Annotated in this window: 23 protein-coding genes, 2 tRNA genes, 2 rRNA genes and 1 other RNA gene; 10 read left to right on the forward strand and 18 right to left on the reverse strand. The window is 28.2% G+C overall.

Going from position 1 to position 24,357, the window contains the following annotated elements:
• Positions 1 to 3 precede the first annotated feature (3 nt).
• Positions 4 to 702 carry a 7-cyano-7-deazaguanine synthase QueC gene (queC, locus tag D9V76_RS02455; protein WP_158337471.1) on the reverse strand — a complete coding sequence of 233 codons (699 nt, stop codon included), beginning with the start codon at positions 700 to 702 and terminating at the stop codon, positions 4 to 6.
• 249 nt (positions 703 to 951) lie between these two features.
• On the opposite strand from queC, the gene D9V76_RS02460 reads away from it, so the two are divergent.
• Positions 952 to 2,697, forward strand: a complete 1,746-nt coding sequence (locus D9V76_RS02460; protein ID WP_158337473.1) for a SmdA family multidrug ABC transporter permease/ATP-binding protein — start codon at positions 952 to 954, stop codon at positions 2,695 to 2,697.
• A gap of 23 nt (positions 2,698 to 2,720) precedes the next feature.
• Positions 2,721 to 4,463, forward strand: a complete 1,743-nt coding sequence (locus D9V76_RS02465; protein ID WP_158337475.1) for a SmdB family multidrug efflux ABC transporter permease/ATP-binding protein — start codon at positions 2,721 to 2,723, stop codon at positions 4,461 to 4,463.
• A gap of 11 nt (positions 4,464 to 4,474) precedes the next feature.
• On the opposite strand, the gene ffs is transcribed toward D9V76_RS02465, so the two are convergent.
• Positions 4,475 to 4,569, reverse strand: an RNA gene (ffs, locus tag D9V76_RS02470) — signal recognition particle sRNA small type.
• A gap of 200 nt (positions 4,570 to 4,769) precedes the next feature.
• Here ffs and dnaX point away from each other — a divergent pair.
• From dnaX to adk, 4 genes are all read left to right on the forward strand, one after another.
• Entirely contained in the window at positions 4,770 to 5,861 is a 1,092-nt protein-coding gene (dnaX, locus tag D9V76_RS02475; protein ID WP_158337477.1) for a DNA polymerase III subunit gamma/tau, read from the forward strand.
• A 66-nt stretch (positions 5,862 to 5,927) separates the two neighbouring features.
• Positions 5,928 to 6,257, forward strand: coding sequence for a YbaB/EbfC family nucleoid-associated protein (locus D9V76_RS02480; RefSeq protein ID WP_158337479.1), 330 nt, complete (start codon positions 5,928 to 5,930; stop codon positions 6,255 to 6,257).
• Between the two features lie 212 nt (positions 6,258 to 6,469).
• Positions 6,470 to 8,347, forward strand: a complete 1,878-nt coding sequence (gene htpG / locus D9V76_RS02485; protein WP_158337481.1) for a molecular chaperone HtpG — start codon at positions 6,470 to 6,472, stop codon at positions 8,345 to 8,347.
• Between the two features lie 72 nt (positions 8,348 to 8,419).
• Complete coding sequence (gene adk / locus D9V76_RS02490) at positions 8,420 to 9,061, forward strand: adenylate kinase (protein WP_158337483.1); 642 nt, start codon at positions 8,420 to 8,422, stop codon at positions 9,059 to 9,061.
• An 11-nt stretch (positions 9,062 to 9,072) separates the two neighbouring features.
• Here adk and D9V76_RS02495 read toward each other — a convergent pair.
• Positions 9,073 to 9,146, reverse strand: a tRNA-Arg gene (locus D9V76_RS02495).
• A 149-nt stretch (positions 9,147 to 9,295) separates the two neighbouring features.
• On the opposite strand from D9V76_RS02495, the gene folD reads away from it, so the two are divergent.
• Positions 9,296 to 10,153 carry a bifunctional methylenetetrahydrofolate dehydrogenase/methenyltetrahydrofolate cyclohydrolase FolD gene (gene folD, locus D9V76_RS02500; RefSeq protein ID WP_158337485.1) on the forward strand — a complete coding sequence of 286 codons (858 nt, stop codon included), beginning with the start codon at positions 9,296 to 9,298 and terminating at the stop codon, positions 10,151 to 10,153.
• 14 nt (positions 10,154 to 10,167) lie between these two features.
• Here folD and cysS read toward each other — a convergent pair whose 3' ends face one another.
• Positions 10,168 to 11,559 (reverse strand): cysteine--tRNA ligase, encoded by a 1,392-nt coding sequence (gene cysS, locus D9V76_RS02505; RefSeq protein ID WP_158337487.1) that lies wholly within the window; start codon positions 11,557 to 11,559, stop codon positions 10,168 to 10,170.
• Between the two features lie 201 nt (positions 11,560 to 11,760).
• Here cysS and ybeD point away from each other — a divergent pair, with 201 nt between their 5' ends.
• Positions 11,761 to 12,024 carry a DUF493 family protein YbeD gene (gene ybeD / locus D9V76_RS02510; RefSeq protein WP_011053982.1) on the forward strand — a complete coding sequence of 88 codons (264 nt, stop codon included), beginning with the start codon at positions 11,761 to 11,763 and terminating at the stop codon, positions 12,022 to 12,024.
• Between the two features lie 87 nt (positions 12,025 to 12,111).
• On the opposite strand, the gene cspE is transcribed toward ybeD, so the two are convergent.
• The 7 genes from cspE to D9V76_RS02545 all read right to left on the reverse strand — a co-directional run bounded on the left by cspE (position 12,112) and on the right by D9V76_RS02545 (position 18,037).
• Positions 12,112 to 12,321, reverse strand: a complete 210-nt coding sequence (cspE, locus tag D9V76_RS02515) for a transcription antiterminator/RNA stability regulator CspE (protein WP_009874442.1) — start codon at positions 12,319 to 12,321, stop codon at positions 12,112 to 12,114.
• A gap of 296 nt (positions 12,322 to 12,617) precedes the next feature.
• Positions 12,618 to 12,733: ribosomal RNA gene (gene rrf, locus D9V76_RS02520) — 5S ribosomal RNA — on the reverse strand.
• Positions 12,734 to 12,834: 101 nt separating this feature from the next.
• Positions 12,835 to 15,753, reverse strand: a 23S ribosomal RNA gene (locus D9V76_RS02525).
• Between the two features lie 166 nt (positions 15,754 to 15,919).
• A tRNA-Glu gene (locus tag D9V76_RS02530) sits at positions 15,920 to 15,991 on the reverse strand.
• Between the two features lie 161 nt (positions 15,992 to 16,152).
• The gene (gene aroE / locus D9V76_RS02535; protein ID WP_158337489.1) at positions 16,153 to 16,974 is read right to left on the reverse strand and encodes a shikimate dehydrogenase; all 822 of its coding nucleotides are present in this window, start codon (positions 16,972 to 16,974) and stop codon (positions 16,153 to 16,155) included.
• Positions 16,961 to 17,494, reverse strand: coding sequence for a Sua5/YciO/YrdC/YwlC family protein (locus D9V76_RS02540; protein ID WP_172599443.1), 534 nt, complete (start codon positions 17,492 to 17,494; stop codon positions 16,961 to 16,963). The genes aroE and D9V76_RS02540 overlap by 14 nt, the downstream gene beginning before the upstream one ends.
• Positions 17,495 to 17,563: 69 nt before the next feature.
• Positions 17,564 to 18,037: a DUF494 family protein gene (locus D9V76_RS02545; protein ID WP_158337493.1), complete on the reverse strand. Its 474-nt coding sequence runs from the start codon at positions 18,035 to 18,037 to the stop codon at positions 17,564 to 17,566.
• 237 nt (positions 18,038 to 18,274) lie between these two features.
• On the opposite strand from D9V76_RS02545, the gene def reads away from it, so the two are divergent.
• Both def and fmt read left to right on the forward strand, forming a co-directional pair.
• Positions 18,275 to 18,781: a peptide deformylase gene (gene def / locus D9V76_RS02550; protein WP_158337495.1), complete on the forward strand. Its 507-nt coding sequence runs from the start codon at positions 18,275 to 18,277 to the stop codon at positions 18,779 to 18,781.
• Positions 18,782 to 18,813: 32 nt separating this feature from the next.
• A complete protein-coding gene (gene fmt / locus D9V76_RS02555) occupies positions 18,814 to 19,758 on the forward strand; it encodes a methionyl-tRNA formyltransferase (protein WP_158337497.1) in 945 nt (314 codons plus the stop codon).
• Positions 19,759 to 19,869: 111 nt separating this feature from the next.
• Here fmt and rplQ read toward each other — a convergent pair whose 3' ends face one another.
• From rplQ to secY, 7 genes are all read right to left on the reverse strand, one after another.
• Positions 19,870 to 20,286, reverse strand: a complete 417-nt coding sequence (gene rplQ / locus D9V76_RS02560) for a 50S ribosomal protein L17 (protein WP_158337499.1) — start codon at positions 20,284 to 20,286, stop codon at positions 19,870 to 19,872.
• A 55-nt stretch (positions 20,287 to 20,341) separates the two neighbouring features.
• Positions 20,342 to 21,331: a DNA-directed RNA polymerase subunit alpha gene (locus D9V76_RS02565; protein ID WP_158337501.1), complete on the reverse strand. Its 990-nt coding sequence runs from the start codon at positions 21,329 to 21,331 to the stop codon at positions 20,342 to 20,344.
• Between the two features lie 28 nt (positions 21,332 to 21,359).
• Positions 21,360 to 21,980 (reverse strand): 30S ribosomal protein S4, encoded by a 621-nt coding sequence (gene rpsD, locus D9V76_RS02570; protein WP_158337503.1) that lies wholly within the window; start codon positions 21,978 to 21,980, stop codon positions 21,360 to 21,362.
• A 25-nt stretch (positions 21,981 to 22,005) separates the two neighbouring features.
• Positions 22,006 to 22,398 (reverse strand): 30S ribosomal protein S11, encoded by a 393-nt coding sequence (gene rpsK, locus D9V76_RS02575; protein WP_158337505.1) that lies wholly within the window; start codon positions 22,396 to 22,398, stop codon positions 22,006 to 22,008.
• A 17-nt stretch (positions 22,399 to 22,415) separates the two neighbouring features.
• On the reverse strand, positions 22,416 to 22,772 hold the full coding sequence (gene rpsM / locus D9V76_RS02580) for a 30S ribosomal protein S13 (RefSeq protein ID WP_158337507.1): 357 nt from the start codon (positions 22,770 to 22,772) through the stop codon (positions 22,416 to 22,418).
• 112 nt (positions 22,773 to 22,884) lie between these two features.
• Positions 22,885 to 23,001 (reverse strand): 50S ribosomal protein L36, encoded by a 117-nt coding sequence (rpmJ, locus tag D9V76_RS02585; RefSeq protein WP_158337509.1) that lies wholly within the window; start codon positions 22,999 to 23,001, stop codon positions 22,885 to 22,887.
• A gap of 31 nt (positions 23,002 to 23,032) precedes the next feature.
• Entirely contained in the window at positions 23,033 to 24,352 is a 1,320-nt protein-coding gene (gene secY, locus D9V76_RS02590) for a preprotein translocase subunit SecY (RefSeq protein WP_158337511.1), read from the reverse strand.
• Between the last annotated feature and the right edge of the window lie 5 nt (positions 24,353 to 24,357).

Below are 24,357 nucleotides of genomic sequence, written 5' to 3' on the forward strand. Positions count from 1 at the left end.
AAATTAATTATAGAAATTAAATTTTTCTTTTAATCTTTTCATATAATAAGAAGGATTGGATTTCCACTTATTAAATCCATCGTTCCGAAGAATACATGATTGACATTGACTACATCCTTTTCCTTGAACACCTTTATAACAAGTTACTGTATTATCAAGAATAAATTGAGTAGAATTCCAGTAGTCTGATAAAGCCCATATTTCTGCTTTACTTAAATTAATTAAAGGAGATTCAAAGTTAATCTTACAATTCATACCAATTTGAATGACATCATTCATTTTTTTTAAAAATTCGTTTCTACAATCTGGATAACCAGAAAAATCAATTTCATTTACCCCTAAAACAACTGAATCAATTTGATTGTTAAAAGCATATATAGAAGATAAAGTTAAAAATAAAATATTACGACCTGGAACAAAAGTACTTGGTAATAAGCAATTTAACGGATGATTATCAAGAATAGAAATTTTTTCATCTGTTAAACTACTTATTGAAAGATTTTTTAAACATTTAATATCTACAAATATATGTTTTTTAACATTAAAATAATTTGATATAAAACGAGCAGAATCGATTTCAGATTTATGTAATTGATTATAATCAAATGTAATACAGTAAACTTCTTTATATATATTAGTGTAATGTATTAAACAAGTAGTTGAATCTTGTCCACCACTAAAAATAATTAGTACTTTTTTCATGATTTTTAAGTCATTAAACTATTTATAGGTAATTTATCAAAATGATTTAGAAATTAATATTGTATATGATTAATTTACAAAAATATATTTAAATATGAATTCATTTTTTAACAAAAATTTAAGTTTCTAATTTAATAAAAGTAATTTAAATATAATTTTTCTTTAATTTATAAAAAATTAAAAATAAAGAAAAAAAACATGTAATATTAAAAATATATATTTTAAATGTTTAAATTTTAGGATTTCTTTGTGAGATTGTTCAATCAACTAAAATGGTATTTTATAAAAGAATGGAAACGCTATTTAGGATCAATTGTATTATTGATAATAATAGCTTTTTTACAATTGTTACCACCTAAGATAATTGGAATTTTAATAGATTTAATTATAAAAGAAAAAATGAGCGGTTTTAAAATACTACCTTGGATTTCAATTATCCTTTTAATTGCCATTGTAGTTTATATCCTACGTTATCTATGGAGAATTCTTTTATTTGGTGCCTCATACCAATTAGCTACAGAATTACGAGTAAAATTTTATTCTTACCTTAGTAAACAAAGTGAAATATTTTTTTTAAAGAATCGTACTGGAGATCTAATAGCCAGAGCTACTAATGATGTTGATCGTGTCGTATTTGCGGCAGGAGAAGGAGTTTTAACATTAGTAGATTCATCTGTAATGGGTTTTTCAGTATTAATAGTAATGGTGACTCAAATTAGTTGGTTATTAACGATAATTTCATTAATACCAATGCCAATCATGGCGATTTTAATAAAAAAATATGGGAAGGAACTCCATAATACTTTCCGCAATGCTCAAAGTGCGTTTTCTCTATTAAACAATCAAACACAAGAAATATTAACTAGTATTCGAATGATTAGAGCATTTGGATTGGAAAAAAATCAATTAAAAAAGTTTAATAAGATTGTCAATGAAACTGGAAAAAAAAACATGCAAGTTGCAGAGATAGATGCTCGTTTTGATCCAGTAATTTACTTGTCAGTTGCATTTTCTAATTTATTAGCTATTACAGCAGGAGGATGGTTGGTTTGGAATAATACTATTACGATCGGACAATTAACTAGTTTCATTATGTATTTAGGTCTAATGATTTGGCCAATGTTGGCTTTAGCATGGATGTTTAATATTGTTGAAAGAGGTAGCGCAGCATGGGATAGAATCCATTCTATTATTAATAAAAATTTATATATAGAAGATGGAAACAAAACAATTATAAATATAAATGGAAAATTAAGTATTAATATTGATATGTTTTTTTATCCTAAAAGCAAAATGCCATCTTTAAAAAACATTTATTTAAATCTTAATCCAGGAAAAACTTTGGGAATTTGTGGTCCTACAGGATCTGGAAAAAGTACTCTATTAAAACTAATTCAACGACAATTTAAAATTAATAAAGGAGAAATACTTTATAATTCTTTATCATTATTAGAATTAAAAATTGATTCTTGGAGAAGTAAAATAGCAGTTGTCAATCAAACTTCATTTTTATTTTCAGATAGTGTGTCAAACAATATTTCTTTAGGTAAACCTAATGCTTCAAAAAAAGAAATTGAAAAAGCAGCTAAATTAGCCGATATACACAAAGATATTATCTCTTTACCTCAAGGATATAACACTCAAGTAGGAGAACGTGGTGTAATGCTATCTGGTGGTCAAAAACAACGAATTGCTATAGCACGTGCACTGTTATTAAATACAGAAATATTAATCTTAGATGATGCTTTGTCTGCTGTAGACGGTAAAACAGAAAATAATATTTTAAAAAATTTGAAAAAATGGAAAGATAAAGGATATTCTTTAATAATTGTAGCACATCGATTATCTGCATTGATTAATGCAGATGAAATTATAGTCATAAAAAAAGGTACTATTATTCAAAGAGGAAATCATAAAAAACTAATAAAAGAAGAAAATTGGTATAAATCTATGTATGACTATCAAAAGTTAGAAACAGAAATTGAGGATATTTAAAAAATAGGTGAGAAATTTATAACATGGATCATTTAATACAATTTTGGCCAATTTTAAAACGTTTAATAATTTATGCAATACCTTGGAAAAAAAAAATAATATTAGCATTTTTTTTACTTTTCAGCGGTGCAACTTCTGAAGTTTTAGGACCAATTTTAATAAGTTATTTTATTAATAATGTTTTATCTAAACATAAATTAAATTTTGAGTTAATACTTATTATTATAATAATATTTATTATATTACAAATATTAGCAGTTTTTTTTAATTATTTTCAAAGTATTTTCTTTAATAAAATAGCTGTAGGAATTATTAATAAACTCCGCAATGATGTCATGAACGCAGCATTAAATCAACCTATAAATCAATTTGATTCTCAACCTATTGGACAAATGATTTCGAAAGTTACTAATGATACTGAAGTCATTAAAGAACTATATGATACTGTTGGTCCTACTTTCTTTCGAAGTATTACTTTAATTATAATTATATTATTTGCAATGTTTACTCTCGAATGGCATATGGCAATAATAGCTATATTGATTATTCCTTTAGTAATTATCTTAATGTCACTATATCAACATTATAGTACTCCATTATTAAGAAATGTACGCTATTATGTAGCCAATATTAATAATAAATTCAATGAAACCATCAATGGAATGAACGTTATTCAACAGTTTAGACAACAAATGAGATTTGAAAAAAACATAAAAGAAAGCAGTGAATTACATTATTTAGCTAGAATGAAAATATTAAAATTAGATGGTTTTTTATTAAGACCATTATTAAGTTTATTGTCAGCTTTAGTACTTTGTAGTTTTATGTTTTTATTTAGTTATTTTTCTATTGGAGTTTTTGAAGTAGGTGTACTATACGCTTTTATTACGTATCTTGGTCGTCTCAATGAGCCTTTGATTTCAATTACTATTCAACAATCTATATTACAACAAGCCATAGTAGCAGGAGAAAGAATATTTTCTCTTATAGATTCACCAAAACAAAAATATGGAAAAAATAAAGAAGAACTAAAAAGTGGTAAAATAAATATTAAAAATCTCAGCTTTAAATACAAAAAAAATGAAAAAAATATACTTAATAATATTAACATATATATTCCGTCTAAAAGTTTTGTTGCATTTGTAGGTCAGACTGGAAGTGGAAAAAGCACTTTAGCTAATTTATTAATGGGATATTATCCTATAAAAAATGGTAAAATATATTTAGATAATACATCTATTGATTGCATATCTCATGATGTTTTACGAAAAAATATATTAATGGTACAACAAGATCCAATAGTTCTAGCAGATACTTTCTTTTCTAATATTTCACTAGGAAAAGAAATATCTGAAGAAAAAATATGGGACGTGTTAAAAACTGTTCATCTTTCTTCTTTAGTGCAATCAATGCCACAAGGTATTTACTCTATATTAGGAGAAGAAGGAAATAATTTATCTCTTGGACAAAAGCAATTATTGGCTATTGCGAGAATACTAGTACGAAATCCTAAAATACTCATATTAGACGAAGCAACTGCTAATATTGATTCAGGAACTGAACAATTAATTCAAAAAACTTTATCTTCCATACGGAAAAAAACCACGTTAATCGTCATAGCTCATAGACTTTCGACTATTATTGAAGCAGATACTATTGTCGTACTAAATAAAGGAAAAGTTGTTGAATTTGGAACACATAATCAACTATTAGAAAAAAAGGGTTTTTATTGGAAAATGTATAACTTTCAACTATCTAAGTGCTAAAATACGGGAGATTCTGTTAGCTGTACAAAACACCTGTATCGATTGATGTGGCTGCTTCTTTCCAGATCTGACCAATTTTTCAATTTAACAGTGTTTAGGGCTAACAGAAAACTCCAGTTTATAATTAATTTTTAAATTCTATAACATAGAATATAACTCTATATTTTATAGACCAAATATATATTTGACAACTAATATTTTTAATATTATAAAAATTAAATAAAATTTTTATAAAAAAAAGAGAATACTTTCATATTCTAAGAAATGTTGATAGCATAATAGTATTTCTATAAAAAAAAATAACATATGAATTATCAAATACTAGCAAGAAAATGGCGCCCTCAATCTTTTAAAGAAATAATAGGTCAAAAATATATTGTTAAAGCTATATCTAATGGATTTTCTCTTAAAAAAATTCATCATGCATGGTTATTGTCTGGAACAAGAGGTGTAGGAAAAACTACAATTGCTCGTCTAATTGCTAAAAGCTTAAATTGTAAAATAGGTATTACACCTTTTCCATGCAGAAAATGTACTATTTGTCAAGAAATAGAAAAAGGTATTTGTCTCGATTTTATTGAAATAGATGCTGCTTCACGTACAAAAGTAGAAGAAATTCGAGAAATTTTGGATAATATTTATTACTCTCCTTCTAAAAGTCGTTTTAAAATATATTTAATTGACGAAGTTCACATGCTATCTAGACATAGTTTTAATGCACTTCTTAAAACTCTTGAAGAACCTCCTGAACATATAAAATTTATTTTAGCTACAACAAATGTAGAAAAAATACCTAAAACTATTATATCTCGTTGTTTGCATTTTAAATTAAATATATTGTCTGAAGAAGATATTTTTAATTTTATAAAATATATTTTAGAAAAAGAAAATTATAATTTTGATGAAGAAGCATTAAAAATAATAACTTATTATGCCAATGGAAGCATGAGAGATGCACTAAACTTATTAGAACATGCTATACATTTAAGTAAAAATAATATTAATTTAAAAAACACAACTGAAATGTTAGGTATACCAAACAAAAAAAATGCTTTTTTGTTAACAAAATTTTTGTTAGAAAAAGATTCAAAAAAAATGATGTGTTTATTAAATAAAATAAGTAAGATAGGTTTAGAATGGAAAAATGTTTTAATAGAAATGTTACGTTTTTTACACCATATTGCTATGGTAAAATCTTATCCAAAGACATGGAATCAAATTTTTATAAAAAACAGCGAAAATGAAATTAAAAAAATTGCAGAAAATAACAGCAAATATAATATTCAGTTATGCTATAAAATTCTATTAAACGGTAGAAAAGAATTATTTTTTTCACCTAATCATAAAATAGGAGTAGAAATGACTTTACTCCGAGCCATTACAGAAATAAAAAAATAAAAATATATTCTATAGAAGTTATCTATAACACTGATTATTATCACAATTTAAAAAGAGAGAATAAATATGTTTACTAAAGGTGGATTAGGAAATCTTATGAAACAAGCTCAACAAATGCAAGAAAAAATGGCCAAGATACAAGAAGAAATAGCTAAAATGGAAGTTACAGGAGAAGCAGGTGCAGGATTAGTAAAAGTAACTATTAATGGAGCGCATAATTGCAGACGTGTAGAAGTAGATCCCAGTTTACTAAAGGATGATAAAGATATGCTAGAAGATTTAGCTGCAGCTGCTTTTAATGATGCAACTAGAAGAATATCTGAAGTTCAAAAGAAAAAGATGTCTGCTATATCTACAGGAATGCAATTGCCTACAGGATTTAACTTACCAATATAAACACATTGTATAAGACAATAAAAAATATTATTAATTAGATTATAACTTTTTAATAAGTAATTTTTTTAAAATTTATAATTAATATTATACTTCATATTTTTCTGTTTAATACACTTAAAAGATTAAAATCTATTAAAAGTTCATTTGAATTTTTAATAAAAAAATTTTTAAAAAGAATTATACATTTTATTTTTTAAAAAGAGATATTTTATATGAATGTACAAAAAAAAGAAGTATATAGTTTTCAATCGGAAGTAAAACAACTATTACATTTAATGATTCATTCTTTATACTCAAATAAAGAAATATTTCTAAGAGAACTAATATCTAACGCATCTGATGCAATAGATAAATTAAGATTTCAATCTATATCAAATCCAGAGTTGTATGAAAATGATAGTGACGTTAAAATTCAAATTTCTATTAATAAATCTCAAAAAACTTTAATTATTAGTGACAATGGTATTGGAATGACACGGCAAGACGTAATTGAAAATTTAGGAACAATTGCTAAATCAGGAACTAAGTCATTTATAAAATCTTTAGAAAAAAAAGAAAAAAATGTAAAAAACGAACTAATTGGAGAATTTGGAGTTGGTTTTTATTCGTCTTTTATAGTATCAAAAAAAGTATCAGTAAGAACTAGATTTGCAGGAAATAAATCTGATCTAGGTGTATTATGGGAATCATCGGGAGAAGGGGAATATAACGTTACTAACGTAAAGAAAAAAACAAGAGGTACTGAAATTACTTTATTTTTAAAAAAAGAAGAAGAAGAATTTTTAGAATTATGGAGAATTCAAAATATAGTTAGTAAATATTCTGATCATATTACTGTACCAGTACAAATACAAAAATATGACGAAAAAAACAAAATATATTTTTGGGAAAAAATTAATAAAGCTAAAGCATTGTGGACACAAAATAAATCCTCTATAAGTGAAAAAGAATATCAAGATTTTTATAAACATCTTACAAATGATCAAAATGATCCACTTTTTTGGACTCATAATCATGTAGAGGGAACTAATGAATATATTAGTTTGTTATTTGTTCCTGAAAAAGCAGCCTGGGATATTTGGAATAGAGATAATAAATCTGGTTTAAAATTGTATGTAAAACGTGTTTATATTATGGATAACTCCCAAGAGTTTCTTCCAAACTACTTAAGATTTATTAGAGGATTAATAGATTCAAACAATTTACCTTTAAATGTTTCTCGAGAAATATTACAAGATAACTCTATTACAAGAAATCTAAAAAAAGCACTAATAAAAAGATCATTAAAAATGCTTCAAACGTTATCAAAAAAAGATAATAAAAAATATCAAACATTTTGGAATCAATTCGGATTAGTTTTAAAAGAAGGACCTGCAGAAGATAGTAAAAATTTAAATTTAATTACCAGTCTTTTGCGCTTTACATCTATTAAAAACAAAAGTTCTGAACAAACTATTTCACTAGAAAATTATATATCTAATATGCATGAGAAACAAGAAAAAATATATTATATTACTGCAGATAGCTATATGTCGGCAAAGAATAGTCCTCATTTAGAATTGTTTAATAAGGAAAATATTGATGTTTTATTACTATCAGATAGAATTGATGAATGGATGATGAATTATCTTACTGAATTTGAAGGAAAGAAATTTCAATCTATCAGTAAAGAAGATTTATCATTAAATAAATTAACAAAAGATGACGAAAATAAAAAAGAAACATCAACAGAAATGATGGAATTTTTAAAAAAAGTAAAAAAAACTTTAGGTGATAAAGTTAAATCAGTACGATTAACATATCGATTAACAGAAACTCCGTGTATTGTATTAAGTGACTCAAATGCAATGAGTACTCAAATGGCAAAACTTTTTAGTGCAGCAGGACAAACTGTTCCAGAATTAAAATATATATTTGAAATTAATGCAGAACATAAATTAATAAAAAAAATATGTAAAATAGAAGAAAATAAAAAATTTGATGAATGGATTAAATTATTGTTAGATCAAGCACTATTTGCTGAAAAAGGAAGTTTAGAAAATCCACATAAATTTATTGCTAGAATGAATAAATTGATTTTAGAACAATAAAAATATGATTACTACTTTTTTATAGTAGTAATCTTACTTTCAACATAACTTTTTAAATATGAAAAGATAATTATGCGTATTATTTTATTAGGTGCTCCTGGTACGGGAAAAGGAACACAAGCAAAATTGATTGCAGAAAATTATAATATTTCTAAAATATCAACAGGAGATATTTTAAGAGAAAATATTCAAAAAAAAAATATAATTGGTAAAAAAATAAATAATCTTTTAAAGAATGGAGAATTAGTTCCCAATAAAATTGTATGTAATTTAATAGGAGAAAGAATTCAAAAAAAAGATTGTATTAATGGTTTTTTATTAGACGGATTTCCGAGAACACAGGAACAAGCTGAATATATATCAAATCTTAAAATAAAAATTGATTATGTTTTAGAATTAATAGTTCCATATGAATTAATATTAAAAAGAATATGCGGAAGGAGAGTACATACTGCATCTGGAAGAATTTATAACATAAATTATAATCCTCCAAAAGAAGAAGGAAAAGATGATTTAACTCAGGAAAAATTAACTATAAGAGAAGACGATAAGATTGAAATTGTTAAAAAAAGATTAGAAACTTACGAAGAAAATGCTTATTTGTTAAATCAATATTATTCAAAACAAAAAAAAATAAACTATTTTAAAATTGATGGAAAACAAGATATTTGGAATATTCAAGAAAAAATAGCAATGGTTTTAAAAAAAAGATAAATATTTATTTTTGCGTTCTACAGGATTCGAACCTGTGACCTACGGCTTAGAAGGCCGTTGCTCTATCCAGCTGAGCTAAGAACGCACATAAAATTGATGAAAGTAAAATTTAACACTAAAACAACATATATGCAACTAAATTAATATTAATATGTTATATATTAATACAAATAAATTATATTTAAAATTTAAATAATCTTTTATTTTAAAAAAAATTAACTGAGCTATGAGACAATGTCAGCAATAATCATAAATGGCAATAAAATTGCAAAAAAAATAGAGATAGATATTTTAAAAAAAATAGAAAAAAGAAAAAAAAATAAAAAAAGAATACCAGGATTAGCAGTAATTTTAATAGGAAAGAATCCTGCTTCCGAGATTTATGTAAAAAGAAAAATATCCGCATGTAAAAATATTGGGTTTATTTCTAAATATTGGAGTTTTCCTATAAATGTTAGTGAAAAAGAAATATTAAATCTTATTGAAAAATTAAATAACGATGTCAATATAGATGGTATTTTAGTACAACTACCTATACCTGAAAAAATAAATTATTATAAAATATTCAGCAGTATAAGAGCTGATAAAGATGTAGATGGTTTTCATCCCTACAATACAGGTTCTTTATGTCAAAGAAATCCTACTTTAAGAGCTTGTACACCTAAGGGGATAATTACAATGTTAAACTATAAAAAAATTAAAACTCATGGATTAAATGCAGTCGTGATTGGAGCTTCTAATATAGTAGGAAGACCTATGAGTATGGAACTATTATTAGCTGGGTGTACAACTACAGTTACACACAGATTTACTAGAAATTTAGAAAATCATATCAAAAATGCTGATCTATTGGTCGTAGCAATTGGAAAACCAAATTTTTTACATGGAGATTTGATAAAAGAAGGTGCTATAGTGATAGACGTAGGTATTAATAGATTAAAAAATGGATCTATAGTAGGTGATGTAGATTTTAAATCAGCATGTCTAAAAGCTTCTTATATTACTCCAGTTCCAGGAGGAGTTGGTCCTATGACAGTTATCTCATTACTTGAAAATACTTTAGAAGCTTGTGAAAAATATCATGATTTTTAATTTCAAAAAATATATTATTTTTTGAAATACCATAAGGTTTTTTCAGGAAAATCTTCTAAAAAGACATTTAATTTTGTCAATTCATCACGTAATTTATCAGCTTCTTTCCATAACTTTGATTTTCTGGCAAAATTTCTTTTTTCAATTAAAAATTCGATTTTTTCTATAGTTTTCTTATCAAGAAATGGTGTTTTTTGTAAGAAAAATCGTGATGTATTCAACAAAAAACCTAAACAACCAGCTAATTTTTGTAATCTAAAAGCAAAAAAATTTGATTTAGACAAATCTATTTTTTTTAAATAATTAATTTTTCGAGCTAATTTAAATAAAACAGAAAACGCTTGAGGTGTATTAAAATCATCATTCAAAGCTTTATAAAAATCCATTTCAAAATTTAAACCTTCTACAGGATCAAATACAGGCTTTGTACCATACAATGTCATATATAAATATTTTAATGATATTTGAGATTTTTTTAAATTTTCTTCAGTATAATAAATAGGATGCCGATAATGAGTAGATAAAAAGAAAAAACGCAAAACTTCAGCCTCATATTTTATTAAAATATCTTTTAAAAAAAATGAATTACCTAAAGATTTAGACATTTTTTGATTTTTAATTATTACCAATCCTGAATGCATCCAGAGTTTTACTCGGAATTTTTTGTTTAAACATCTTGACTGAGATATTTCGTTTTCATGATGAGGAAAAAGAAGATCTGCCCCCCCTCCATGAATATCTATGTAATCTTTAAAAAAAACATTAGTAATAGCTGTACATTCAATATGCCAACCAGGACGTCCCTTACCCCAAGGCGAATCCCAGAAAAATTTTTCTTCTTTTTTATATTTTTTCCAAAGTATAAAATCTAACGAATTTTTTTTTGTTTTATTTATTGCAATACGTGTTCCAGATATTAATCTATCTAAGAATTGACCAGACAAAGTCCCATACAACTTATCACTATTTATTGAGAAAACTACGTCACCCTGATCACTAATATATGCGTTTTTACTTTTAATTAGTTTTTTAATAACTGTAATTATGTCACTAATATGAGTGGTAACACGAGGTTCTACATCAGGAGGGGAAATACCTAATAAAGAAAAATCTTTATTCATTTCCTTTATCATAGTATTTGTAAAAGTATTAATATCTATTTTTTCTTTTAATGATTTTAAAATAATTTTATCATCAATATCTGTAATATTACGAACGTATTTTACTTGAAATCCTACTAAGCGCAAATAACGTACTATCATGTCAAAAACAACAAAAGTACGTGCGTGACCGATATGACAAAAATCATATACAGTAACTCCACAAACATATAAATTAATCTTTTTATTTTTGATAGGTTTAAAAATTTCTTTTTTAGATGTTGCTGTGTTAAAAATTTTTAACATAAATTTCTCATGAAATGTTTAAAAAAAATAATATAAAATATGTTATTTTCTATATAATCAATATGCTAAACTAATTATATATATTAATATCTATTTTTTTATAAAAAATTTTTAAATGATATGTTTATATGAAAATATAACAGATTAATTAATTTTTTTAAAATTTAAAAAATTCATTAAAAATAAAACCAGGATTAATTAATGAAGACAAAATTACGAGAAATGTTAAAATTCCCTTGTTTTTTTACTTATAAGATCATTGGTTTAGCACAACCCGAACTTGTTGATCAAATAATAAAAGTCATTCAAATTCAGATTCCTGGAGATTATACACCTCAAGTAAAATCAAGTAATAGAGGTAATTATCTTTCTGTTTCCATTACAATATGTGCAAAAAATTTTGAGCAAATTGAAACGTTGTATCATGATATTAGTAAAATAAATATGGTTAGAATGGTTTTATAAAAATATATAAAATCTTACATAGTACAGCTCGATAAAGAGCCGTACTAGAAAAGATTTTTATTTTTTAGTTAAAAAATAAAATAAAATCTATAAACTAATAACATTAGCAGCAGATGGCCCTTTTGCTCCCTCAGTAATTTCAAATTCAACACTTTGACCTTCTGCTAGAGTTTTAAATCCATTACTTTGTATAGCTGAGAAGTGAACAAATACATCTTTACTTCCATCTTCCGGAGTAATAAAGCCAAACCCTTTAGATTCATTAAACCACTTAACATTACCTTTAATCTTGGACATCTATATTACCTTCACATGAAAAAAATATACTAAATTGAAAAAACGCATTGGAACAATTATAAATGATTTTTTTATAAAAAAAATAAAAATCAAAAATAATAGAAATTTTTTAATAGATTAACATGTAAATCTATTGTTAGCTAGAAAGTAATTTATTTTAAAAAAATATTTACATTCATTTAAAAAAAATTATATTGCTTTTTTTACATATTAACATTATTTATTTAAATAAATATTTAACACGATTTTGTTTCAAATACAAAAAAACCCGAAAATTTTCGGGTTTTTTTGTATTTGCCTGGCTAATACCTACTCTCACACGGGGAGACCCCGTACTACCATTGGCGTTGTAGCGTTTCACTTCTGAGTTCGGAATGGATTCAGGTGGTACCACTATACTATTTTTACCAGGCATTTTTAATGCTATTATAATATATATATATTAATACAACAATAAATTCAGTAAAACAAGCTTTTTTTACATTTTTTATAAAAAAACACCTCTGGTGTTGTAAGGTTAAGCCTCTCGGGTCATTAGTACTAGTTAGCTCAACATATTACTATGCTTACACATCTAGCCTATTAACGTTGTAGTCTTCAACGTCCCTACAGTAAACATTTCTGTTTCAGGGAAGATTAATCTTGGGGCAAGTTTCGTGCTTATATGCGTTCAGCACTTATCTTTTCCGCATGTAGCTACCGGGCGATGCCATTGGCATGACAACCCGAACACCAGTGATGCGTCCACTTCGGTCCTCTCGTACTAGAAGCAGCCCCCCTCAATCTTCCAACGCCCACGGCAGATAGGGACCGAACTGTCTCACGACGTTCTAAACCCAGCTCGCGTACCACTTTAAATGGCGAACAGCCATACCCTTGGGACCTGCTTCAGCCCCAGGATGTGATGAGCCGACATCGAGGTGCCAAACACCGCCGTCGATATGAACTCTTGGGCGGTATCAGCCTGTTATCCCCGGAGTACCTTTTATCCGTTGAGCGATGGCCCTTCCATACAGAACCACCGGATCACTAAGACCTGCTTTCGCACCTGCTCGCGTCATCACGCTCACAGTCAAACTGGCTTATGCCTTTGCACTAACCTCACGATGTCCGACCGTGATTAGCCAATCTTCGTACTCCTCCGTTACTCTTTGGGAGGAGACCGCCCCAGTCAAACTACCCACCAGACACTGTCTCTGCACCGGATTACGGCGCTAGGTTAGAATACCGAATTGTAAAGGGTGGTATTTCAAGTTTGGCTCCATTAAAACTGGCGTTTTAACTTCTTAGCCTCCCACCTATCCTACACATTAAAATTCAGAATTCAGTGTCAAGCTATAGTAAAGGTTCACGGGGTCTTTCCGTCTTGCCGCGGATATACTGCATCTTCACAGCAATTTCAATTTCACTGAGTCCCAGGTGGAGACAGCCTGGCCATCATTACGCCATTCGTGCAGGTCGGAACTTACCCGACAAGGAATTTCGCTACCTTAGGACCGTTATAGTTACGGCCGCCGTTTACCGGGGCTTCAGTCTGGAGCTTCAAGTTTCCTTTAACCCCTTCGATTAACCTTCCGGCACCGGGCAGGCGTCACACCGTATACTTCCACTTTCGTGTTTGCACAGTGCTGTGTTTTTAATAAACAGTTGCAGCCAGCTGGTATCTTCGACTAGCTTCAGCTATAGGAGTAAAATCCTTTCACTTAAAACTAGCGTGCCTTCTCCCGAAGTTACGGCACTATTTTGCCTAGTTCCTTCACCTGGGTTCTCTCAAGCGCCTTAGTATTCTCTACCTAACTACCTGTGTCGGTTTAGGGTACGATTTAATTTTACCTGATGCTTAGAGGATTTTCTTGGAAGCGTGGTATTAGTTACTTCATCACCTTAATGACTCGTCATCATGCCTCAGATTAAAGATAATCGGATTTGCCTAATTATCATACCTACACATTTAAACCAGGATTACCGTCACCTGGATAACCTAACCTTCTTCGTCCCCCCTTCGCAGTAAAATCAAGCACAGGAATATTAACCTGTTTTCCATCGACTACGCTTTACAGCCTCGCCTTAGGGGTCGGCTTACCCTGCCCCGATTAACGTTGGACAGGAAACCTTAGTTTTTCGGCGAGCAGGTTTTTCACCTGCTTTATCGTTACTCATGTCAGCATTCGCACTTCTGATACCTCCAACATATTTTACAATATATCTTCATTGGCTTACAGAACGCTCCCCTACCCAGTAAAAAAATAATTTTTTACTGCCGCAGCTTCGGTGCATAGTTTGAGCCCCGTTACATCTTCCGCGCAGGCCGACTTGACCAGTGAGCTATTACGCTTTCTTTAAATGATGGCTGCTTCTAAGCCAACATCCTGGCTGTTTATGCCTTCCCACATCGTTTCCCACTTAACTATGACTTTGGGACCTTAGCTGGCGGTCTGGGTTGTTTCCCTTTCCACAACGAACGTTAGCACCCGCTGTGTGTCTCCCGTGATAACATTCTACGGTATTCGGAGTTTGCATCGGATTGGTAAGCCGGGATGGCCCCCTAACCGAAACAGTGCTCTACCCCCGCAGATGAATTCACGAGGCGCTACCTAAATAGCTTTCGGGGAGAACCAGCTATCTCCCGGTTTGATTGGCCTTTCACCCCTAGCCACAGGTCATCCGCTGATTTTTCAACATCAGTCGGTTCGGTCCTCCAGTTGGTTTTACCCAACCTTCAACCTGCCCATGGCTAGATCACCGGGTTTCGGGTCTGTACCCTGAAACTTAACGCCTATTTAGGACTCGGTTTCCCTTCGGCTCCCCTATTCGGTTAACCTTGCTACAGAGTACAAGTCGCTGACCCATTATACAAAAGGTACGCAGTCACATTTTTAAAAATTCTCAATGCTTCCACTGCTTGTACGTACACGGTTTCAGGTTCTATTTCACTCCCCTCGCCGGGGTTCTTTTCGCCTTTCCCTTACGGTACTAGTTCACTATCGGTCAGTCAGGAGTATTTAGCCTTGGAGGATGGTCCCCCCATATTCAAACAGGATTTCTCGTGTCCCGCTCTACTTTTTGAACTCACAATAAAAATTATTTCGCATACGGGGCTATCACCTTGTATCGCTGAATTTTCCAAATCATTCTGCTATAATATAGAATTGATTATAGTTCTGGGCTTTTCCCTTTTCGCTCGCCACTACTAGGGGAATCTCGGTTGATTTCTTTTCCTCAAGGTACTTAGATGTTTCAGTTCCCTTGGTTTGCTTTATTAGCCTATTTAATTCAACTAATAATGATGCATAAAATGCATCGGGTTTCCCCATTCGGAGATCGACGGTTGTAGCGCTTCATATCAGCTTGCCGTCGCTTTTCGCAGATTAGCACGTCCTTCGTCGCCTCTGACTGCCAAGGCATTCACCATGTACGCTTATTTGCTTAACCTTACAACCCACAGGTGTTTTTTTTGCAATAAAATATAATTTATATGCTTGTTTTCCGAATTTTTAAAGAGCTTTTTAAAAAAATTAAAATATCTTTCAATATTTTTTTAATCATAACACAAGAATTTAAAATAGTATACAATATTTTTTAAAATATTTTTATTTTTCGTCCCCTAGGGGATTTGAACCCCTGTTGCCGCCGTGAAAGGGCGATGTCCTAACCTCTAGACGAAGGGGACTTTTTTTAAATATCAAACAAATTTTTAATTTATTATTTTAAAAAGTATTACATTAAATAATACAGATCGAAAAAAAAGAGTCAAGTATTTTCTTTAATATATAATAGAATATATAAAAAAAATATAATTTTAAAAATTAAAAAAAAAATAAACACAAAAAATTAGTTTATGCTTAAAGCATCAATAACATAATTTGTTTCTGGAAATACATCATGCCATTCTAAAAAAGAATAAGCTGCTTGAAAAACTAACATTCCTATTCCATTAGAAATGGAATCTGCTCCTATTTTAGAACACCAATCAATAAAAGGTGTATTTTCTGTACTATAATTCATGTCATAAAAAAAAGTTTTAGAAGAAATCAAAGATAATGGTGCGAAATTTTTTTTCTTAGTATTTCTTGACATAGCATTAATGACTAAATCAAAATTTTGTTTTTTAAAAACTTTTTCTTCAAAAACATAAATTTTTCCATACTTATAAAATTGTTTAACTAAATTATTAGCATTTAAAACAGTTCGATTCAAAATATAAATTGAACATCCTAATGATAAAAGTGGTAAAAGAACTCCTTTAACAGCACCTCCTGCACCAAGTATTAATATAGAAAAATTTTTTTTTATAAACTTTAATCTAACTAAATCAGACAACAATCCTACACCATCAGTATTATCTCCTAAAATACATTTATTATTGATCTTCTTTAAGGTATTTACAGATTGAGCAATCTTTGCTCTTTCAGTTAACTTATTAGAAAAAAAATACGCTTCTTTTTTAAAAGGTGCTGTAACATTAGCACCTTTAACATTTTTTTTAAAAAAGTCAGAAACTACTGAAGAAAATTGATCTAGTGGAATATTAATGGCTTTATAAGTATGTAAAATACCTGTCTGTACAGAAAAAAAATTGTGTATTTTAGGAGATTCACTATGATCAATAGGATTTCCAAATAAAGCATAATTAAATTTTTCAAGTTTGCACATAACGAATTAATTTTCCATTAATAACATTGATTATTTTAGAAGGATGACGTTCATTTCCGATATGACCACATAATAATGGAAAATCTTTTCCAAAATTTTTAAAAACATCCTCTTGAGTAAGACATGGAGACATGTTTGAAAAATTAGCACTTGTAGATATTAATGCTTTTCCAAAAACATTGCATAACTTAATTATGCTTAAATGAGCACTTATGCGAACAGCTATTGTATCAAATTCACCAGTCAACCAATAAGGAACTAAAGAATTCGCAGGAACTAAAAATGTATAAGGTCCAGGCCAATAAAAAAACATCATTTTTTTTTGTTGTACCGATAATTTATTTTCATTAATATACATTTTGATTTGATTATAATTTGAAGCAACTAATATTAATCCTTTTTTTATACTTCTCTTTTTTAAATCTAATAGCCTTTTAACAGCTTTTTCACTACTAGGATCACATCCTAATCCAAACATTGCTTCTGTAGGATATGCAATGATTTTTTTATCATATAGCATACGCACACATTTAATTAACGAACTTAAAGTATAGTCTTTACTCATTAAAACATTTCTCGTGATAAAAATTTAATGAACAATTTCTGTCTTAAAATTAAATAATAAATTTTCAAGTTTTCTATAAACAATTTCACATCCTGGAATGTTAAACAATATAATTAAAACAATCCATTTTAAATCCTCAAGATTTAAGCAACTAATATCTAAAGCCATAATTTTTTCAATAATTATCTCGCGTGTATCTAATGTTAATATTTCTAACTGTTCTAAAAAAAGTATAAAACCACGACAATCAGAATTTAATTTAAATTCTTCTTCTTTAGTATAAATTCGAGTTGTAGTATGATTTAAAGATAAGTTAATTGATGAAATTATATTTTTTTTACAGCAAGATAAATTTTTCAACCAATGTAAAGCTTTATAAATATCTTTTGATTGAAAACCTATATCCGACAAATCATTAGTTAAACTTTCATAATCAATAGAAATTTCTGATTCACTATGAACATAAGTTTCAAATAAATATATTAATATTTCAAACATTACATCCTCAATTGCATATTAAAAAGTTTAAATTTTTATAGAATATTTTATATATTATATTACTTTTTCATCAATATTGTTATATACATAACATGTAATGTTTAATTAGGTATAAATTTTTATTAAAAAATCATTGGATTTTTTTCTAAAAATTTTAAAAAGAATTAAAAGTTAACTTTTAATTATAATAAAAAAGTTTATACTAATATAAAATTAAATTATTTTATATCTAAAAACATGTCTGTTTTAAAAATACTACAATATCCTGACCAAAGATTAAGACTCATCGCTAAACCTATTAAAAAAATAACTAAAGAAATACATAACATTGCAAATAACATGATAGATACCATGTATCAAGAGGAAGGAATTGGTTTAGCGGCAATACAAGTAAATATTCAATTACAAATAATTGTAATTAATAAAATCAATCAAAAAGAAGATCATTTAATTCTTATCAATCCAAAAATCATTGAAAGAAAAGGCAGTATCAGTATTGAAGAAGGATGTTTATCAATTCCAGAATATCGTGCTTTTGTACCACGTTTTAATTATATCAAAATTCAAGCTTTAAATTTAAATGGAGATAAAAAAGAAATAGAAGCAGATTCAATTCTGTCAATTTGTATACAACATGAAATAGATCATTTAAATGGAAAACTATTTATAGATTATCTTTCTGAACTTAAAAAAGAAAGAATTTTAAAAAGAATCAATAAAATTAAAAAAAGAATAAAACAATAATTTTTAAAAAAAGTAGAAAAGAGAAAATAAATTTGAAAAAACTAAAAATTATTTTTGCCGGAACGTCATATTTTTCTATGAAATATTTAAATGAATTAATAGAATCTAAACACGAAGTAATAGCTGTAATTACTCAACCTGATCGTCCTTCGGGAAGAGGTCAAAAAATAACTTTTTCTCCTGTAAAAATATTATCTATAAAAAAAAATATTCCTTTTTTTCAACCATTAGAATTAAATAATGAGAAAATACAAAATGAAATATTCAATCTTAATGCAGATATTATGATAGTAGTTTCCTATGGAAAACTAATACCAAAAAAAATACTAAATATGTTTCCAAAAGGTTGCATTAATGTTCATACTTCTTTATTGCCTAGATGGAGAGGCGCAACTCCCATTCAATCAGCAATTTTATTTGGAGATAAAGAAACAGGTATAAGTATTATTAAAATGAATGAAAAAATAGATACTGGAACTATAATAAATTCAGTTAAATGTAATATTTCATCTGAAGATACAACTGAAACATTAACATTTAAATTAATTGAAATTGGAATTCAAGCATTATTAGAAACTTTATATTTTATAAATAAAAACATTGTTTTTGAAAAAAAACAAAATGAAAAAAATGCAACTTTTTCAAAAAAAATATGTAAAAAAGATGCTTTACTAAATTGGAATACTGAAGCGTATCTTTTAGAAAGATTAATACGTGCTTTCAATCCTTGGCCTATCTGCTACTTTATAATAAATCAAACACGAATAAGAGTATGGAAAGCAAACGTTATACAAAATATTAAAAAAAGTGCTAATATAGGAGAAATTCTTTCTTTTGACAAATATGGAATTCAAATAAATACAGCTCATCAAATATTAAACCTTCAAAAAATACAATTTCCTGGAAAAAAAATTACAAATATAGAAAAAATAGTTTTTTCTAAGAAAGATTGGTTTAATGTAGGAAAAATTATCTAAATTATATATAAAAATATATACTACTTTAATGTTTATTAAAAAGATGAGCAAACGGTGAACTTCCGTTTGCTTTTGATTATCAAAACTGTCAATATACTTTTCTTAAAAATTTTAATTATTTTTTATAGGAGTTTTATTACTCAACAATTTCTTTTTTTCTTCATTTTTTTTAACACGATCAACTAACTCAATATAAGCCATAGGTGCCTTGTCTCCAGATCGGAATCCACACTTTAAAATACGAGTATAACCACCTGATCTATTATAAAAAACAGGACCTATTTTTTTAAATAATTTAGCGACTACTTCATTATTACGAATACGAGAAAATAACAACCTTCTATGTGCTACGCTATCTATTTTAGATAGAGTAATCATAGGTTCCACAATTCTTCGTAATTCTTTTGCTTTTGCTAATGTAGTTTTAATAATCTCATTAAGAATCAACGAACAGGCCATGTTTTTGAATATGGCATTACGATGATTACTCTTACAGTTTAATTTACGACCAATTTTTCGATGGCGCATGAATTTATCCTTTTTAAAAAAAAGAAGAGAAATAATTTTAAATTGATATTTAATATTATTCTTCTAAAATACTTAATGGAGGCCATTTTTCTAATTTCATTCCAAGAGATAAATTTCGAGCTGCTAATATATCCTTAATTTCAGTTAACGATTTCTTACCTAAGTTAGGAGTTTTTAAAAGTTCGACTTCTGTTCTTTGAACTAAGTCGCCAATATAATGTATTGATTCAGCTTTAAGACAGTTTGCAGAACGAACAGTTAATTCCAAATCGTCTACAGGGCGTAATAAAATAGGTTCAAATTCAGGTTTTTCTTCTTTTATTTCAGGCTCTCTCACATCTCTTAAATCAACAAATGCTTCTAATTGTTCTGATAAAATAGTAGCAGCACGTCGAATTGCTTCTTCAGGATCTATTGTTCCGTTTGTCTTCATTTCGATAATTAATTTATCCAAATCTGTTCTTTGTTCTACACGTGCAGCTTCTACATTATAAGAAATACGATTTATTGGACTATAGCATGCATCTACTAACAAACAACCTATTGGTCTTAAGTCATCTTCCATATGAATTCTAGAAGAAGCGGGAATATAGCCTCTTCCACGTTGTACCTTAATTCTCATTTGAATAGAAGCATTTTCATCAGTTAAATGACAAATTAAATGATCTGGTTTAATAATTTCTACGTCACCATCATGAATTATGTCAGCCGCCGTTACAGAACCAATGCCTGATTTCTTTAAAGAAATAAAAACTTCGTCTTTTCCATGTACTTTTACTGCCAATCCTTTTAAATTCAATAAAATTTCTAGAATATCTTCTTGTACACCTTCTTTAGTACTATATTCATGTAGTACTCCATCGATTTCAACTTCAGTTACAGCACATCCTGGCATAGAAGAAAGAAGAATTCTACGAAGTGCATTACCAAGTGTATGACCAAAACCTCTTTCCAATGGTTCTAAAGTAACTTTAGTATGAGTTGCAGTAATTTGTTCAATTTCTACTAAACGTGGTTTTAAAAAACCGATAATAGAATTCTGCATAATATCCTCTCTATTAAGAGTGAACTTCTTATTTAGAATAAAGTTCAACAATTAAATGCTCATTAATTTCTGCAGATAAATCAGAACGTTCAGGAAATCGTTTAAAAATTCCTTCCATTTTAGTTGCATCAACTTCAATCCATATTGATTTTTCTCTTTGTTCAGTAAGTTCTAAAGCAGCTTTTATTCTAGATTGATTTTTAGATTTATCGCGTACAGAGATACGATCATTAGGAGATATTTGATACGAAGCAATATTAACAATATTATTGTTCACTTTAATTGATTTATGATTTATTAATTGTCTGGATTCAGAACGAGTACAGCCAAATCCCATTCTATAAACTACGTTATCAAGTCTTCTTTCTAACAATTGTAATAAATTTTCTCCAGTATTACCTTTTAAACGAGACGCTTTTTTATAATATATTCTAAATTGACGTTCTAAAACACCATAAAAACGACGAACCTTTTGCTTTTCGCGTAATTGAATAGCATAATCTGATAATCTTGGTTTTCTAATTCCATGCTGTCCAGGTGGATGTTCTAACTTACATTTAGAATCTATTGAACGAAATCCTGATTTTAAAAATAAATCAGTACCTTCACGTCGACTTAACTTTAATTTAGGACCTAAATATCTTGCCATTTTATTCTCCAATATTTCCTAAAATTTAAACACGACGTTTTTTAGGAGGACGACAACCGTTATGAGGAATAGGTGTTACGTCAGTAATATTTGTAATACGAAAACCAGCGGCATTCAAAGCTCGAATAGTAGATTCTCTACCTGGTCCAGGTCCTTTAACCATAACTTCTAAATTTTTTATACCATAATCTTTAACTATTTCAGCACATCGTTCAGCAGCAATCTGTGCTGCAAAAGGAGTTGATTTCCGAGAACCTCTAAAACCTGATCCTCCGGAAGTTGCCCAACCTAAAGCATTACCTTGCCTATCAGTAATCGTAACAATAGTATTGTTAAATGAAGCATGAATATGAGCTATACCATCTGTAATTTGTTTTTTTACACGTTTTCGTGTTCGAACAGCTGAATTTTTTACCATAATTAATATCACCTAAATTATTTTTTTATTGCTTTTCGAGGACCTTTACAAGTTCGAGCATTAGTTTTTGTTCTTTGCCCACGGACTGGCAAACCTCTTCGATGACGTAAGCCACGATAACAATTTAAATCAATTAAACGTTTAATATTTAAAGTTTTTTCTCTTCTTAAATCACCCTCAACAACATATTTAGCAACGTTTTCTCTTAATAATTCTATTTCTTCTTCTTTCAAATCAGAAATTTTAGAGTTCTCAGAAATATTTGAATTAAAACAAATTATTTTAGAACGTTTTTTTCCAATTCCATATATTGAGGTTAATGCAATTAAAGTATGTTTATGTTCAGGAATATTAATACCTGCAATACGAGCCATTTTATAAAACCTTTTAAATTGATGAAAATTATTGATATAATAATTTTCTTAAAATATATTAATAAATTTTAATAAAGTATCTTATTAGAATATTTTATTAACAAAGACAACTTTAACCCTGACGCTGCTTATGCTTAGGATCATTACTACAAATAACTCGAACAACATTGTTTCTTCGTACTATTTTACAATTTCGACAAAGAATTTTTACAGAAGCTTTAACTTTCACTCTATTTTCCTTTTCTTTAACGAGAAATGGTTTAATTTAAATTGGCTTTTTTTAATACAGATTCATACTGACTAGACATAATTAAAGTTTGAATTTGAGAAATGAAATCCATAATCACAACAACAACAATCAATAACGATGTTCCACCAAAATAAAATGGAACATTCATAGCACTTCTCATAAATTCAGGCATTAAACAAATAAATGTCATATATAAAGAACCAAAAAGTGTTAATCGAATCATAATCTTATCAATATATTTAGCCGTTTGTTCACCTGGTCGAATTCCTGAAATAAAACCACCTGACTTTTTTAAATTATCTGCAGTTTCACGAGGATTGAAAGCTAATCCAGTATAAAAAAAACAAAAAAACATTATAGAAAAAATATATAATACTAAATATAAAGGTTGATTAGGTTGAAAATAAAAAAAAATAGTTTTTAGTAAAGGCCATTTTCGATCTATTCCAAACCAAGATATAATTGTTACAGGAAATAAGACAACACTAGAAGCAAAAATAGCTGGTATAACACCTGCCATATTTATTTTTAAAGGTAAATGAGTACTTTGAGTGGAATAAATACGACGACCTTTTTGACGTTGAGCATAATGAATAATAATTTTTCTTTGACTACGTTCAATAAACACGACAAAAAAAACAACACAAAAAATTAATATTAAAATACACAAAAATAATAATATATGTAAATTGCCTTGTCTAGTTTGTTCAATTGTATGAACAATGGCTGATGGTAAACCTGCTATTATACCTATAAAAATGATAATAGAAATTCCATTACCAATACCACATTCTGTAATTAATTCTCCTAACCACATTAAAAACATTGTACCAGTAACTAAAATAATAATAGCAGTAAAATAAAAATAAAAATCAGGATGAATTATAATTTGATGCATACCTGATATTTTAGGTAGACTTGTAATAATACCAATTGATTGAAATAGTGCTAACACTAAAGTAGTATACCGTGTGTATTGGTTGATTTTGTTACGTCCAACTTCTCCTTCTTTTTTAATTTCAGATAAAGAAGGAATGACTAATGTTAACAACTGAATAATAATAGAAGATGATATATACGGCATAATACCTAATGCAAAGATAGAGGCACGACTTAAAGCACCACCAGAAAACATATTAAACATTTCAATAATAGTGCCTTTCTGATCATTTAATATTCTAGATAAAATTGTAGTGTCAATTCCAGGAATAGGAATAAAAGAACCAATACGAAAAATAATTAATGCAATAATTACAGAAATAATTCTTTGCTTAAGTTCATTTGTGCCTTTCTGAGTGTTTTTAAAATTTAATCCTAATTTCTTGATCATTATTT

The sequence above is a fragment of the Buchnera aphidicola (Rhopalosiphum padi) genome, from assembly GCF_005080845.1.
In the GTDB taxonomy this organism is placed as follows: Bacteria; Pseudomonadota; Gammaproteobacteria; order Enterobacterales; family Enterobacteriaceae; genus Buchnera; species Buchnera aphidicola_AO.